This is a genomic window from Clostridium sp. LS3 (assembly GCF_055330225.1).
This window is the reverse complement of sequence record NZ_CM143921.1, coordinates 2,198,190-2,213,101: the sequence shown is the minus strand read 5'-3', so window position 1 is coordinate 2,213,101 and position 14,912 is coordinate 2,198,190. Positions and strand designations below refer to the sequence as shown.

13 protein-coding genes are annotated in these 14,912 nt (G+C 29.4%); 12 read left to right on the top strand and 1 reads right to left on the bottom strand.

Annotated elements, in window-relative coordinates; genetic code table 11:
• Nucleotides 1-46: 46 nt before the first annotated feature.
• From ACZJV1_RS10250 to ACZJV1_RS10235, 4 genes are all read left to right on the top strand, one after another.
• Complete coding sequence (locus ACZJV1_RS10250) at nt 47-1,246, top strand: MerR family transcriptional regulator (protein WP_460287282.1); 1,200 nt, start codon at nt 47-49, stop codon at nt 1,244-1,246.
• A 100-nt stretch (nt 1,247-1,346) separates the two neighbouring features.
• Nucleotides 1,347-2,522 carry a DegT/DnrJ/EryC1/StrS family aminotransferase gene (locus tag ACZJV1_RS10245; protein ID WP_460287280.1) on the top strand — a complete coding sequence of 392 codons (1,176 nt, stop codon included), beginning with the start codon at nt 1,347-1,349 and terminating at the stop codon, nt 2,520-2,522.
• Between the two features lie 41 nt (nt 2,523-2,563).
• A complete protein-coding gene (locus tag ACZJV1_RS10240; protein ID WP_460287680.1) occupies nt 2,564-3,685 on the top strand; it encodes a DegT/DnrJ/EryC1/StrS family aminotransferase in 1,122 nt (373 codons plus the stop codon).
• Nucleotides 3,686-4,146: 461 nt separating this feature from the next.
• A complete protein-coding gene (locus ACZJV1_RS10235) occupies nt 4,147-4,299 on the top strand; it encodes a hypothetical protein (RefSeq protein ID WP_460287278.1) in 153 nt (50 codons plus the stop codon).
• Nucleotides 4,300-4,476: 177 nt separating this feature from the next.
• On the opposite strand, the gene ACZJV1_RS10230 is transcribed toward ACZJV1_RS10235, so the two are convergent.
• Nucleotides 4,477-4,839, bottom strand: coding sequence for a hypothetical protein (locus ACZJV1_RS10230; RefSeq protein WP_460287276.1), 363 nt, complete (start codon nt 4,837-4,839; stop codon nt 4,477-4,479).
• Between the two features lie 510 nt (nt 4,840-5,349).
• Here ACZJV1_RS10230 and ACZJV1_RS10225 point away from each other — a divergent pair.
• The 8 genes from ACZJV1_RS10225 to ACZJV1_RS10190 all read left to right on the top strand — a co-directional run bounded on the left by ACZJV1_RS10225 (nt 5,350) and on the right by ACZJV1_RS10190 (nt 14,912).
• Nucleotides 5,350-6,969, top strand: a complete 1,620-nt coding sequence (locus tag ACZJV1_RS10225; RefSeq protein ID WP_463650059.1) for a vanadium-dependent haloperoxidase — start codon at nt 5,350-5,352, stop codon at nt 6,967-6,969.
• A gap of 329 nt (nt 6,970-7,298) precedes the next feature.
• The gene (locus tag ACZJV1_RS10220) at nt 7,299-8,096 is read left to right on the top strand and encodes a MerR family transcriptional regulator (protein WP_463650058.1); all 798 of its coding nucleotides are present in this window, start codon (nt 7,299-7,301) and stop codon (nt 8,094-8,096) included.
• 122 nt (nt 8,097-8,218) lie between these two features.
• The gene (locus tag ACZJV1_RS10215; RefSeq protein ID WP_463652158.1) at nt 8,219-10,216 is read left to right on the top strand and encodes an oxidoreductase; all 1,998 of its coding nucleotides are present in this window, start codon (nt 8,219-8,221) and stop codon (nt 10,214-10,216) included.
• 155 nt (nt 10,217-10,371) lie between these two features.
• Nucleotides 10,372-11,457 carry a UvrB/UvrC motif-containing protein gene (locus ACZJV1_RS10210; RefSeq protein WP_460287270.1) on the top strand — a complete coding sequence of 362 codons (1,086 nt, stop codon included), beginning with the start codon at nt 10,372-10,374 and terminating at the stop codon, nt 11,455-11,457.
• A gap of 278 nt (nt 11,458-11,735) precedes the next feature.
• A complete protein-coding gene (locus tag ACZJV1_RS10205; RefSeq protein WP_463650057.1) occupies nt 11,736-12,434 on the top strand; it encodes a DapH/DapD/GlmU-related protein in 699 nt (232 codons plus the stop codon).
• A gap of 484 nt (nt 12,435-12,918) precedes the next feature.
• A complete protein-coding gene (locus ACZJV1_RS10200; protein WP_460287266.1) occupies nt 12,919-13,149 on the top strand; it encodes a hypothetical protein in 231 nt (76 codons plus the stop codon).
• Between the two features lie 24 nt (nt 13,150-13,173).
• Nucleotides 13,174-13,938: a glucose-1-phosphate cytidylyltransferase gene (gene rfbF, locus ACZJV1_RS10195; protein ID WP_460287264.1), complete on the top strand. Its 765-nt coding sequence runs from the start codon at nt 13,174-13,176 to the stop codon at nt 13,936-13,938.
• Nucleotides 13,932-14,912 (top strand): GDP-mannose 4,6-dehydratase, encoded by a 981-nt coding sequence (locus ACZJV1_RS10190; protein ID WP_460287263.1) that lies wholly within the window; start codon nt 13,932-13,934, stop codon nt 14,910-14,912. Before rfbF ends, ACZJV1_RS10190 begins: the two co-directional genes overlap by 7 nt.

Here is a 14,912-nt window from a genome sequence, read left to right as displayed (position 1 = left end):
GTGACGTTACTAAATAAAATTTATTTTCTTTTGAGAGGATTTTTTTATGAAAGATAATTTAAAGAAACAATTTACTATTGGTGAATTTAGTAAGAAGGCAGGAGTTACTCTTAGGACTTTGAGATATTATGATAAGATTGATCTTTTAAAGCCTTCTTTTCATAATGAGTCGGGATATAGACTTTATAGTAAGAATGATTTTCCTAAACTTCAAAAAATCTTAACTTTAAAATTTATTGGGTTATCCCTAGATGAAATTAAAGATGTTATGAAAGAGGAAGTAAAGGAAAATGATTTTGAAAAGTCATTAAAGATACAAAAGAAAATTATTAAGGAAAAAATAAATCACGAATTGAATGTTATTCAGGCTATTGATGAGGCTTTGAAAATGATTGATACAGATAAAAATTTGAATTGGGATAAGTTTATTAACATTATCAATTTGATAAATAAAGATAATAAGTGGATGAAGCAGTATATAGATGCTTCTAATTTAAAGGCAAGGATAAATATTCATGATAAGTTCAGCACTAATAAGGAAGGTTGGATGGAGTGGTTTTTTAAGCAACTACCTTTAGAGACAAATTGCAAGGTTTTAGAGCTAGGTTGTGGTGATGGCAGCTTGTGGGCTAAGAATTATGAAAAGATACCTAAAGAATGGGAGATACATATTACTGATTTTTCAGAAGGTATGGTTGAAGATGCTAAATTAAATTTAAAGGCAAATTTAGATAGATTTCATTTTAAGGTTGAAGATGCTGAAAATATTTCTTATGAAGAGGAGACTTTTGATATAGTTATAGCGAACCATATGCTATATCACTTAAATGACATGGATAAAGCACTAAGCGAAATGCAAAGAGTTCTAAAAAAGGATGGATACATTTTTATATCTACTGTTGGTGAAAATCATATGAAGGAAATGAGAGAATTTTTATCAATGGTTGATAAGGAGATATTAGAAGCTGAAAGTTTTAATTTAACAAAGAAATTTCAAATTGAAAATGGGTTAGGTATCTTATCAAAGTTTTTTAAAGACATAGAGTGCAATCTATATATAGATAATTTAAAAATAACAGAAAAAGAAGCATTATTTCAATATATGCTTTCTATGGAAAGCGATATAGTTAAAAAAATAAGTGAAAATAAGTTGATGAAGTTAGACAAATTACTAGAGAAAGAGTGTTTTGACAATGGGTATATATACATATCAAAGCATACAGGATATTTCAAAGGAAAAAAATAGATTTAAAAAAGGATTATAAAAATAATGAGTCATTATTAATAAAGAAAAAAATACTACATTATTTATTAAAGTGTGACTAATTGCAAAGGAGAGATTTTAAATGTCAAGAAAAATACCGTTATCACCACCAGATATTACAGAAAGAGAAGTAGAAAGTGTTGTTCAGGTTTTAAAATCAGGATGGATTACAAGTGGCCCTAAGGTTTTAGAATTTGAGCAGAAAATAGCTGGTTACTGTGAAAACGAAAAAGCAGTGGCCTTAGGTAGTGGAACAGCTGGTATGGAGCTTATTTTAAAATTTTACGATATAAAAGAGGGGGATGAAGTAATAACCACACCTTATACTTACACCGCAAGTGCTAGCATTATTCTACATAGAGGAATAAAGCCAACCTTTGTAGATGTTGCTAAAGATAGTTTTATAATGGATTTAGATAAATTAGAGGAGGCAATAACTGAAAAAACTAAGGCAATAATAACTGTAGATTTTGCAGGTGTTCCTGTAGATTATGATAAGGTAAAAACAATACTTAAAAAGTTAAATAGAGAAGATATAATACTTATATCAGATTCAGCACACTCTTTTGGTGCAACTTATAAAGGAAAAAAAGTTGGATCTCAATATGATTTCCATGTATTCTCATTTCATGCAGTTAAGAATTTAACTACAGCTGAAGGTGGAGGAATAACATTTAATAACAATAATTTTCATGGAAAAGAAGATTTATATAAAGAGTTTAAATATATAGCACTACATGGGCAAACAAAGGATGCTTTATCTAAGATGAAAGCTGGTGCTTGGCAATATGATATAGTAACAGATGGATTTAAATGCAATATGTCTGATTTACATGCAGCTATAGGTGTGTCTCAATTAGATAGATATGAGGAAATGTTAGATAGAAGAAGAGCAATATTTGAGATTTACAACAAAGCTTTAGAAGATAAGGAGTGGGCTATAATACCTTTCTCTAAAAATGAGGAGATGGAAACATCATATCATTTATATCCATTAAGAATAAAAGGATTTGAGGAAAGTGATAGAGCAAATGTTATAGAAATATTAGCTGAAAAAGATATACCTACAAATGTTCACTTTATACCACTGCCAATGTTTACGCTATATAAAAATTTAGGGTATAAAATAGAAGATTATCCCAATGCATATAATCAATATAAAAATGAAATAACATTACCAGTGTACTCAACCTTATCTTTAGAGGATGCTAAGTATGTAATTGAGGAGCTTATTAAAGCTGTAGAAGAGGTAAAATAAAGTTTGAATTTTAAGTTACATTTAAAAAGGAGAGATTTATGATAAAAGTAGGATTTTATACATCACAAAGAGAATACGAAGAGAAAATGGCTGAGTTTAATGAAGCTATGATAAATTCAATAAAAAATGGAGTTAAAACTTTAGGTGAAGATGTTATAGCTTTTGAAAAAGAAGTTCAAGACTTTGCAAAGGTAAAACACGCTATGGGTGTTGCTTCAGGGACAGATGCTTTAGTTATTACAGCTGATATATTAGGATATAAGGATGAAAAAGAGATAATAACATCTCCATTTACTTTCTTAGCATCTACCTCATGTATTGCAAAGCATAGAGGAAAACCAGTATTTGTAGATATAGATGAAGAAACCTTCAACATAGACACTAGAAAAATAGAAGAAAAAATAACAAAAAATACAGTAGGGCTAATTCCAATACATTTATTCTGCCAAATGGCTAATATGGATGATATTATGGATATAGCAAAAAGACATGATTTATCTGTATTAGAAGATGCAGCAGAAGCTTTTGGTATGCAATGGAAAGGTAAGGATGATACATACAGACACGCAGGTACTATAGGTGACATGGGTATCTATTCATTCTTTCCAACTAAAACACTAGGAGCTTATGGTGACGGTGGATTAATAGTTACAAATAATGATGAACTTGCAGATATTACTAAAATGTATAGAGTTCACGGAGCTAAAAAGAAATATCACTATGAGTATATAGGATATAACTCAAGATTAGATAACATACAAGCAGCAATTTTACGCGTTAAATTAAAATATATAAATGAGGCACTAGAAAAGAGAAGTCAAATCCATGACTTATACGTTGAAAGATTAAAGGATATATCAGAAATTACCTTACCAAAAATCAAAGGTGATCAAATACCTGTTTATTATGTATTTAACATAACCTGCCATAAGAGAGATGAATTAAATCAATATTTAAATGAGCAAGGAATAGGTACTAGCATATACTATCCAATTCCACTACATCTTCAAAAGTGCTTTAGCTACTTAGGATATAAAAAAGGAGATTTTCCAGTAGCTGAAAGAGTATCAGAAAGAATATTAGCGCTGCCAATTTACCCAGAGTTAACTATACAAGAAATAGATTATGTCTGTGAGAAAATAAGAGAATTCTATAGAAAATAGTTACTTAGCATAATGAATGATGAAACGTATCATAAATGACGTAGACCTTACCATAATAAGAAAAATAATTATACTACAATAAATGATGCCACTTAAAATTTAAAATATAGATAAAATATTACAGGATAATTATAAAATAAAACTTACAAATAATTGTATAATTTTAAAAAATTATCATAGAGAGAAATCCTAAGAGAATTAGAGAAAATCGTATATTCTATATGTGTAATATTCTCAGAATACTTAAACTTAGTGGATAGTTACCATCATGAAAAACACGAAAATCTAAAATGTTAGATTTTCGTGTTTTTTTATTCTATAAGAAGTTATATATGTTAGTAGTATTGATAAAAAATAAATTTAAATTAATATTTAAATTTTATCTATAATTTTTGACTGTAATACTAAGAATAATATAGTACTCAATGGCAAATATAAATATTACAAGAGGTGAGAAAGAAATGAGTAATAAACATAAAAATAGTAAGAAGAAAATGGCATCTTTAGGGCTCAGAAAAGATGAAAATGGAGATTATAAATATATTGATCCTAATGATACAACTTCAGAATTTGTTCCAGTAAGAAATAATAAATCAAAGTCTACAAAAGATTAATGAGTATACAGAAAAAAACTATATAGAGGTTAATTGCAATTATATAGAAAAAATAGACTATGTTTTAAACTAGTGTTGATAATTACATAGTAAAGTGGACCATTATACTCCTATCCACTTTACTGGGTAATTCATATAACATTAGTTTTAATGGTGTAGTTTATATATTATTTAATTTTATAAATCAAAAGTCCATCCCATTTCTTGTAGTTTATCTAATATATCTTTAGGGATATCATTTACACTACCTCTTTCTATAAGTTTACAACTATATATTTGAGTTTGTGCAGGATAAGTTTCGTTAATTAAATCGTAAGTGATTTCAATTTTATCTCCACTTTTCAAATCATCAAAAATATTTTCTTTACCTGTTTTGTTACCAATAAGAGTTGGACTGCTATCCTCACCAATAATAATATTGCTTCCGTTAATTGACTTTAAATATATACCAGTCATAGAAATTTTACTATTTACAGAACATCCTACAAGTAGAATTATACTGAATGTAAGTAGGAAAAAATATACTAATAGTTTTTTCATATCTCATACCTCCTATTATATACTTATTAGATATTTTATTTGATTTAAAAGTTCCAAATAATAAGTTATAATTATTGATTTGCTATATTATACATATTTTATGCTCATAAATTCCTCATAGAATTCTTCTTTTCCTTTAAGCATCTCATCAGAATATTTTCATTTATTGCAGTAATAGATTTATATTTTTCGATTATTAATTTTATTCTTTTCTTTTTATTTTTAATTCACTCATTGTTTTTAGCAAACTTATACATTTTATGGTTGTAACATCTAGGACAAGTAATTTTCTATTAGATTTGCTCAATGATTTCTTTCATCTTTCTAGGCGGTAATGTCTTTGTGGCGAATTTATTTTTAGCAATGATGCTGTAACAATTATAAAAACAAATGAGATTAATAATAGAAATCTAATAACTTGCTACATATAATATACTGAAGAATTTATATAGATAATATATTTAAATTTTAATAGAGGAAAGTTCTAACTAAATAATAGGAGTGATTAAGATGGAAGAAAAGCAAGATAAAAAGAAGGAAACGAATGAGAGCGAAGATAAAGTTTGTATTACTAAGTCCGTATGCCCTAAATATAATACAATAACAGAACAGTGTGAAATTGGGCCTTTAACACCAGAACAGAGGCGCATTGAGGCCTTTGAAAAACGAACTGAGTCTGCTTTATTTCAGAAGAACTTGATTCTTCAGGGACAAAGATGCAATAATGATGAAATTTTATATGTAAACAAGATTGGAAATTATACAAAAGCTTTACCTCATAATTTGTTAGGAGAAGTAAATTTAGATGCCTACAATATTTGGATAAGGGCATTAACTACTGCAAATCCAGAAAAATTTAATTTGATACCACTAGGAGGGAGTAGAAAATTCGTTAACCCTCAGGCCTCATATGCGTACGAGATGGTAGGACCAGATTCTAACCATCTTACTATAGCACCAGCTCCGAGCTTTTCCAGTGCTATAGAAGCAAGTGAAATGGCTGAGGATTATTGGATGGCTTTAATTCGTGATATCCCTTTTGTAGATTATGATACCAACCCTATAACTAAGGCTGCAACCGAGGATTTATCAAAGTTTTCGGTTTTTGATGGTCCTAAGTGCAAATGCAAAGTCACTACGGAAACATTATTCCGTGGTAATGCCCCTGGAGCTTTGGAAGGACCATATGTTTCGCAGTTCCTCTTAAAGGATATTCCTTTTGGGGCAAAAACTATAACACAGAAATACACTGTACCTATGGAAAAAATCGATTATATGACCTCATATAATGAATGGCTTAATATACAGAATGGACAGGCACCCTCTTCAGTATTAAAACTTGACCCGCTATCTCGATATATTAGTAATGGCAGAGACCTCGGCGAATATGTCCATAAAGACACCAGCATTCAGGCGGCACTAACGGCTTGTTTGATACTACTAGGCTTTGGTCAGGAAGCTGTATCTTTAAGTAATCCCTATCTATTTTCAAAAACCCAGGAGGGGTTTGTTACCTTTGGTACTGCACATGTTTTGGATTTTGTGACTCGTGCAGCCAGGATGGCACTTGAAGCAACCTGGTTCCAAAAGTTTTTGGCTCATAGAAGATTAAGACCAGAAGAGTTTGGGGGATGCATACAAAATCTTAAGATAGGTGCCGCAAAGCATCCGATTAATCAGGAATTATTATATTCAAGGGTATTAGAGATAGTATTCAAAAAATATGGAACCTATCTTCTACCTATGGCCTATCCTGAAGGATGCCCAGCTCATCCTGCATATCCTGCAGGTCATGCAGCTCAGATTGGAGCAGGTGTAACTATTCTAAAAGCATTTTTCAATGAGGATTATATTATTCCTAATCCAGTAGTAGCTAGTGTCGACGGACTTAATTTACAACCATATCTTGAGGATAATTTAAAAGTAGGAGGAGAATTAAATAAGCTTGCTTCTAATATTTCTCTTGGAAGAGATTTTGTAGGGGTTCACTGGCGTTCAGACGGCTTAGAGGGAATGAAACTTGGAGAAGCTGTGGCAATAGGATTACTTCAGGACTATAGAAGCACCTATAATGAAGAGTTTCAAGGTTTTTCCTTCACAAAGTTTGATGGTACAAAGGTAACAATTTAAAAAATATGCTTATAAAATATGTAATAATAAATTATTAAATAAAGAGACTATCGTTAAATGATTAAAAATTTAATGATGGTTTCTTTTATTAGAAGAAAATTTCCTCTATTAAGAAAAAATTTTTTATTGTAAATAAAATGTTAAAAACTAGAAATAATTTAAGAAACATGTTATCTTAAATAAAGAGAATATTTAGAAAAAATAATGGTATTTTTAAAGAATATAAATTATAAATGCAAAAAGTAACGAGTTTATTTAAGTAATTCAGAAAAACATATATATTAATTTTAAATAAAGGCTAAAGCTACTTTAGGTTTTGGAGGATAGAAATGAAATATAGTGTTAAGGATTTGTCAAATATATTGGGAATAACAACAAGTGCAATTCATTTTTTTGAAAAAGAAAATTTGATTAAGGTAAATAAGGAGAAAAATGGATGGAGATATTATAATGTAGTAGATGTATTTCGCCTATTATCTTATACAAAGTATAAAAATATGGAAATGCCTATGAAGGCTATTATTAAGCAGTTTAGTGGTGAAGACAGTAGCTATTTATCTACTAAGGATAGGATGGAAGAATATAAAAAAAAGGCAGAAGAAAAAAGTAAGTATTATAAAGAGCTTGCAGACTCAATAGAAGAAAATTTAAAAAGTATACGCCTTATTAATGAACTGCTTAATAAATATGAGTTTGTTAAATCTCCAGAAATATTAATGTTGTATGATGATGAGTGTGGATGGATTTCTAGAGATAGACGAGCTCAAAAGATGGTCCAACAGTGCGTTAAAGCAATGCCAATAGTTCAGCTAGGTGTAATTAAGCATAGAGATAGTAATATATGCAATTTTGGATATATGGTTTTAGAGAAGCATATAGATAAGTTTAACATTTCTGTGGACTTGCATAGGAAGAATTTAAAAGCTACTTCATGCATTCATACAATTCAAGTTATTGATGATGAATTAACAAAGAGTCCTGAAGTAGCTTTTAAAAGTGCGAAGGAGTATGCGAGTGCTAGAGGATTTGAAATTATAGGAGATATGGTTGGAAAGATTCTTCTTGTAGATGTTGAGAAACCAGCTAAATTACATACTTATATAGAAATATGGATACCTATAAAATAAATTACTTGATAAAATTATCACAATAACTATTGAAGTTAAAGTTCCTTTATGTTCTATAATGATTTTTAGATGGAGGTATTGCCAATCATAAAATTATTTTAGAGGGAGAGGGATGTCTTATGATAAAAGAAAAGTACAAAGTTTTATTTGAACCAATTAAAATAGGTAACTTAGAAATAAAAAATAGGTTTGTTTTAGCACCAATGGGGCCAGATGGATTATGTAATTCTGATGGAAGTTTTAATGAAAAAGGGGAAGAGTTCTATGTTGAACGTGCTAAAGGTGGTACAGGTTTAATAATGACAGGTGTTACTATGGTTGAAAATGACATTGAAAAATGTGCATTACCATCAATGCCATGTCCGACTTTAAATCCTCTTAACTTTATAACAAGAGGAAAGAGTATGACTGAACGTGTTCATGCTTATGGATCAAAGATATTTTTACAGTTATCAGCTGGATTTGGACGTGTAAGTATTCCATCAATTGTTGGTAAAACAGCAGTTGGACCATCTGCAATTCCACACAGATTTTTAAAGGATGTAGTATGTCGTGAACTTACAACTGAAGAAGTAAAAGAATATGTTAGAAAATTTGGAGAATCAGCAGAAATAGCTAAAAAAGCTGGTTTTGATGGTATAGAAATACATGCTGTTCATGAAGGATATTTACTTGATCAGTTTGCAATTTCATTCTTTAACAACAGAACAGATGAATATGGCGGAAGCTTAGAAAATAGATTACGTTTTGCTTGTGAAATAGTTCAAGAAATAAAGAAAAGATGTGGAGAAGATTATCCAGTATCTTTAAGATACAGCATTAAGAGTTTTATAAAAGACTGGTGTAAGGGTGGTCTACCAGGTGAAGAATTCGAAGAAATGGGAAGAGATATTCCAGAAGGAATAGAAGCAGCTAAAATATTAGTTGCTGCAGGATATGATGCCTTAAATGCAGATGTTGGATCATATGATTCATGGTACTGGAGCCATCCACCAATGTATCAAAAAAAGGGATTATATTTACCATATAATGAAATTCTTAAGAACGCAGTAGATGTTCCAATAATTACAGCAGGAAGAATGGAAGATCCTGAATTAGCAAGTGATGCTATATTATCAGGAAAGACAGATATGATTGGACTTGCAAGACCATTACTTGCAGATGCTGAAATTCCTAATAAAATATTAGCAGATGACTATAAGAATGTTCGTCCGTGTTTATCTTGTCAAGAAGGATGTATGGGAAGATTACAGAATTTTGCAAATATAACATGTGCAGTTAATCCAGCATGCTGTAGAGAAAAGGAATTAGAACTTAGAAAAGCTGATGAAAAGAAAAAAGTACTGGTTATTGGAGGAGGCATTGCAGGATGTGAAGCTGCAAGAGTAGCTGCAATAAGAGGACATGAAGTAGAAGTTTTTGAAAAATGTGACAGATTAGGTGGGAACCTAGTAGCAGCAGGAGCTCCAGATTTTAAGGAAGATGATATAGCACTTGTTGAATGGTATGAATTACAATTAGAAAAGCTTGGCGTAAAAGTAAAATACAATATAACTGTTACAGAAGAAATAATTAAAGCAACTGATGCAGATACAATTATAGTAGCTACAGGATCTACTCCAAGAAGATTAACTATTGAAGGAACAGAAAATGTATATACTGCAGAAGAAGTATTACTTAAGAAAAAAGATGTAGGAAACTCTACTATAGTAATAGGTGGAGGACTAGTAGGATGTGAAACTGCTTTATGGCTAAAAGACATGGGCAAAGATGTAACTATTGTTGAAATGATGGGTGATATATTACAAGTTGGTGGACCTTTATGCCATGCAAACCACGATATGTTAAAAGAGTTAGTAACTTTCAAGAAGATTAATGTAAGATGTGGATCTAAAGTAATAAAAGCAACAGAAGAAGGATTTTTAATTGAAGGTAAAGAATCTCAAGAAATAGTTAAAGCTGATTCAGCAATCGTTGCAATTGGATATGACTCAGAAAATTCACTATACGATAAAATTAAATTCTTACACACTAATATTAGAATGATTGGTGATGCAAACAAAGTTCAAAACATAATGTATGCTATATGGGATGCATATGAAGTAGCAAGAAATATCTAATCAATAACTTAATTTTAAGCTCTGATTGAATTATTTAGTCAATAATTTAATCAGAGTTTTTATGTTTTAAAAGAAATAATAGTTAAATTATTTTGTAAATCAAAACAATCCTATGATAAAATGTAATAAATATTTGCCTTAGGGGGATCATAACTTTGAACATAAAAGAAAAAATTAAAAAACTGCCTTCTTCACCTGGAGTATATCTTATGAAAGATTCCTTAGATACTATTATCTATGTAGGAAAATCTAAAAATCTAAGAAGTAGAGTTGGATCCTATTTTATAAATTCGAAATCTCATTCTCCAAAGGTAATAAAATTAGTGAAAAATCTTAAGAACTTTGATTATATTCTAACAGATACGGAATTTGAAGCTTTATTGCTTGAATGTAAATTAATTAAGGAAATTAAACCAATATATAATAGACAAATGAAAAGTCCAAAAGGTTATTGTTATATCAAAATAAAAATGAACGAAAAATATCCAGATATTGAAATATGCAACGATCTTAACAGTTCTGATGGAGAGCTTTATTTTGGACCTTATACTAATAAGAATACTGTAGAAAAAGCTCTTTACGGTATAAAAGAACATAGTAAAATTTTGTGTACTAATGCTTCTAGAAAGGCTTCAGGCTGTCTAAAGTATTCTATGAACTTGTGTATTGGTATGTGCACAGCCAATCCTTCTAAAGATCATTATTTTGCTTTAGTAGAAAAAGTGATAAAATTGCTTAATGGCACTGATTTGACTATTTTGGAAGAAATGGAGCAGGAAATGAATATTGCTGCTGCAAACCTTGATTTTGAAGGTGCAGCTAAATATAGAGATTATATAAAAGCAGTAAAGCATTTGATAAGTACTGCAAAAATTATTAGATTTACAGAAGCTAATAAAAATATTGCTTTGGTAGAGTTTCTAAATAATAAAGAAATTAAGTTTTTTCTAATAAGATATAATAAACTGCTTTTCAGTGAAAGGTATAAACTTAGCAATCTTAGTATTAATGAAATAAAGCATAAATTTAAAAGTAATATTATATCCCATTTCAGTGATGCTTTGAAAAGTTCAGTTAATGTTGGTAAGGATGAAATAGATGAGGCTCATATAATATATAATTATTTAAAAAGTAAAGAAAGTACATGTAAATATATAGCTATTCTAGAACAATGGATTAATGATATGGATAGCTTAAGTGTTGACAGAGCTATTGATGAATTTATTTCAGATAATTTGTAATTAACCATAAGAATTCTTATATAAGCGTAGAATGTGACACAGTGAACAATATCATAAATAAGTACGGTTTTTACCAATAAAGTAAGGGCAGTGTAATATATATGACTATTAATTATATAAACTCTTTAAAAAATGTAAGTTAAAAAGCCAGCAAGGTTTATCGTAAAATCCACCATAACTAAAGTAAAGTGTTATAGTGGATTTTTATACTTATAGGAGATTAACAAATTAATATTAAGCTTAATATAATGTAATATTAATTTAAGGAGAAAATTATAGTGGATAATAGTATAAGAAAAGATTATAGACCAATAGGGCCAACTAATTTATATGCTTACTTTATTGGAGAAAACCCAGTTACTTCATTTAATCCTATAAGTGTATATCCTCGAATAAGTGAAAGTGCATTTATAGGGCCATTTTCAAGTGTAATAGGTGATGTAGTAATAGAAGAGAATGTATTTGTTGGTGCTAATGTAGTACTAAGAGCAGATGAGGGAACACCATTTTATATAGGTTACAATTCTAATGTACAAGATGGGGTAATATTACATGGACTAAGAGATGCTAAATACTATGTAAATGGTATAGGGTATTCAATATATATTGGTAATAAAGTGAGTATAGCTCATGGAGCATTAATTCATGGACCAGCTATTGTAGGAAACAATACATTTGTTGGATTTAATTCAATTGTATTTAACGCTATAGTAGAGGACAATTGTTATATCGATACTGGAGCAATAGTAACAGGGGGAATTAGGATAGCTACAAATAGATATGTTCCAATTGGTGCAATTATAAATACACAAGATAAGGCAGATAATCTTTTAGAAGTACCAAAGGAAAGATCAGATTTTTCAGAAAAGGTTATTAAAGTTAATGTAGAACTTTCAGAAGTTTACGACTTGAAATTTGGTGATACACGTTGTAGTTGTGGTCTCTGTTGTAATCATAGTACCTTAATTCACAATTAGAAAAAAATCATAGTTAATAACTTGTTTTATTATTAATGCAAGCAATATTATATACATTTGTCAGTTATAAAAGGTAGGATATATAAATATTCTATCTTTTTTGCTAACAAAAAAATAGCACTTGTTACTGATATGGAAAACTGCATCACAAATAAGTGAGTAAAGAGTTGATATGTAAACTTAAATTTTGTTAAGTAACTAAATTTACCATATAAAAATAGAATATTACAAACAGTAATAAGCAGTGAAATTATTATATTCTACATACTCTACCTTTGGTGGGTTCTTTTCTTTTAGACAGGGATTTTACCATTATATTTACTTAATTTCCCTCTCTCATTCTTTATTGCATACCAATATAGATAAAATAAATGTCTTCTTAGAGAAATCTCTATATTTCAGCTTAAGAAATTAAAATGGGTAGCACAATAAAATTTTATGAATAATATATATTATGAAAAACAGTATGGGGTAGGTAATTAAAATGAAAATAAAAATATTAAAAGGCTCAAATACCCAAAAACTAGAATGTGAAGTTAATGAGTTTATCAAAGATAAATGTATTATAAATATAAGTTATGAGATAGCTGTTTCGAGGATGAATGATAGATATGTAAATACTTTGGTAATTATAATTTTATACGATGAACAGGATCATTGTGGATATTTAGATCTTGATTCAATACTAGATTTAAAAAATAACAAAACTAATTAAAAGAAAAAGAGTGGAGGACAAAAGATGAAAACTGTTATACTTGCTGGAGGAAAAGGAATTAGAATGAGTCAGTTAACAATGAATATTCCTAAGCCTTTGTGTGAGGTTGGGGATAAGCCTATAGTATGGCACATAATGAAAATATATAGTCATTATGGATTTAATGATTTTATGTTTTTGTTAGGCTATAAAGGGGAAAAAATAAAAGAATATTTTATAGATTATTCATGGAAGACTAGAAGTTTTCTTTTAGATATGAAAAGTGGGGATATTAATATAGATTCTGAATCAGAGCCATGGAAGATAAACTTTATTGATACAGGTATTGAAACTATGACAGGAGGAAGGTTAAAAAGGGCTCAAAAGTATATTGGTAATGAAACATTTATGTTAACTTATGGAGATGGACTAGCAGATATAAATATAGATGAATTATTAAAATTTCATAAAGAACAGGGAAAAATAGCAACAGTTACAGGCATATATAAGAAAAGTCAATATGGAATTTTAACTGTAGAAGATGGATTAGCTAAATCTTTTGACGAAAAAAAGAGTACTGATGGAATAATAAATGGTGGATTTTTTGTTTTTGAACCAGAAATATTTGATTATTTAGAAAATGATACAACATGCGTTTTAGAACAGAATCCCTTAAAGAAATTAGCGAGAGATAATGAATTAGCAGTATATATTCATAATGGCTTTTGGACTGCTATGGACACCTTAAATGATATAAATAATGTAAATAAAATTTGGAACGAAGGAAAAGGAGAATGGAAAATATGGTAAACAAGTTTTGGAGTAATAAAAATGTTTTTATAACTGGTGGTACTGGATTTTTAGGAAGTTATTTAGTTAAAAAACTAGTAAATTATGGGGCAAATGTAACTATATTAGTAAGAGATTATATACCAAAATCAAATATATATATTGGGGAAGAATATAAAAAGGTTAATGCTGTATACGGCGCTTTAGAGGATTATTCATTAATAGAAAGGATACTTGGAGAATATGAAATAGACACAGTATTCCATTTAGCTGCTCAAGCCATTGTTGGAGTTGCAAATAGAAACCCATTAGGAACTTTTATTTCTAATATAGAAGGAACTTGGAATATACTTGAGGCAGCAAGAAGAAGCCCATTAATTAAACGAGTAATAGTAGCATCTAGTGATAAAGCCTATGGTGATCAAGAAAGGCTTCCATATGATGAAAATATGCCACTTCAAGGAAAGCACCCTTATGATGTTTCAAAAAGTTGTGCAGATCTAATTTCTCAAACTTATTATGAAAGCTACAAGCTGCCAGTATGTATTACAAGATGTGGAAATCTCTATGGCGGTGGAGATTTAAACTTCAATAGAATTATTCCACAAAGTATTCAATCTATATTAAATAAAGAAGCTCCTTTAATAAGAAGTGATGGAAGCTTTATTCGTGATTATTTTTATATAGAGGATGCAGTAGACGCATATATTAATTTAGCTGAAAAAGTTGTAGATCTCAAGCTAGGAGGACAAGCTTTTAACTTTAGTAATGAAATACAATTAACAGTTTTAGAACTAGTTAATAAAATATTAAAAATTATGGGTAGTGATCTAAAGCCTATAATATTAAATCAAGGAAATAATGAAATAACACATCAATATTTATCAGCAAAGAAAGCAAGAACTTTATTAGGGTGGAGTCCAAAATATACAATTGATGAAGGGCTAAGTAAAACTATAGAATGGTATAAAGATTTCTTTAAAAAGGAGATATAA

Coding starts and splice junctions, on each gene's coding strand:
- ACZJV1_RS10250 (WP_460287282.1), top strand. CDS start 47: ATGAAAGATAATTTAAAGAAACAATTTACTATTGGTGAATTTAGTAAG.
- ACZJV1_RS10245 (WP_460287280.1), top strand. CDS start 1,347: ATGTCAAGAAAAATACCGTTATCACCACCAGATATTACAGAAAGAGAA.
- ACZJV1_RS10235 (WP_460287278.1), top strand. CDS start 4,147: ATGAGTAATAAACATAAAAATAGTAAGAAGAAAATGGCATCTTTAGGG.
- ACZJV1_RS10230 (WP_460287276.1), bottom strand. CDS start 4,839: ATGAAAAAACTATTAGTATATTTTTTCCTACTTACATTCAGTATAATT.
- ACZJV1_RS10225 (WP_463650059.1), top strand. CDS start 5,350: ATGGAAGAAAAGCAAGATAAAAAGAAGGAAACGAATGAGAGCGAAGAT.
- ACZJV1_RS10220 (WP_463650058.1), top strand. CDS start 7,299: ATGAAATATAGTGTTAAGGATTTGTCAAATATATTGGGAATAACAACA.
- ACZJV1_RS10200 (WP_460287266.1), top strand. CDS start 12,919: ATGAAAATAAAAATATTAAAAGGCTCAAATACCCAAAAACTAGAATGT.
- rfbF (WP_460287264.1), top strand. CDS start 13,174: ATGAAAACTGTTATACTTGCTGGAGGAAAAGGAATTAGAATGAGTCAG.
- ACZJV1_RS10190 (WP_460287263.1), top strand. CDS start 13,932: ATGGTAAACAAGTTTTGGAGTAATAAAAATGTTTTTATAACTGGTGGT.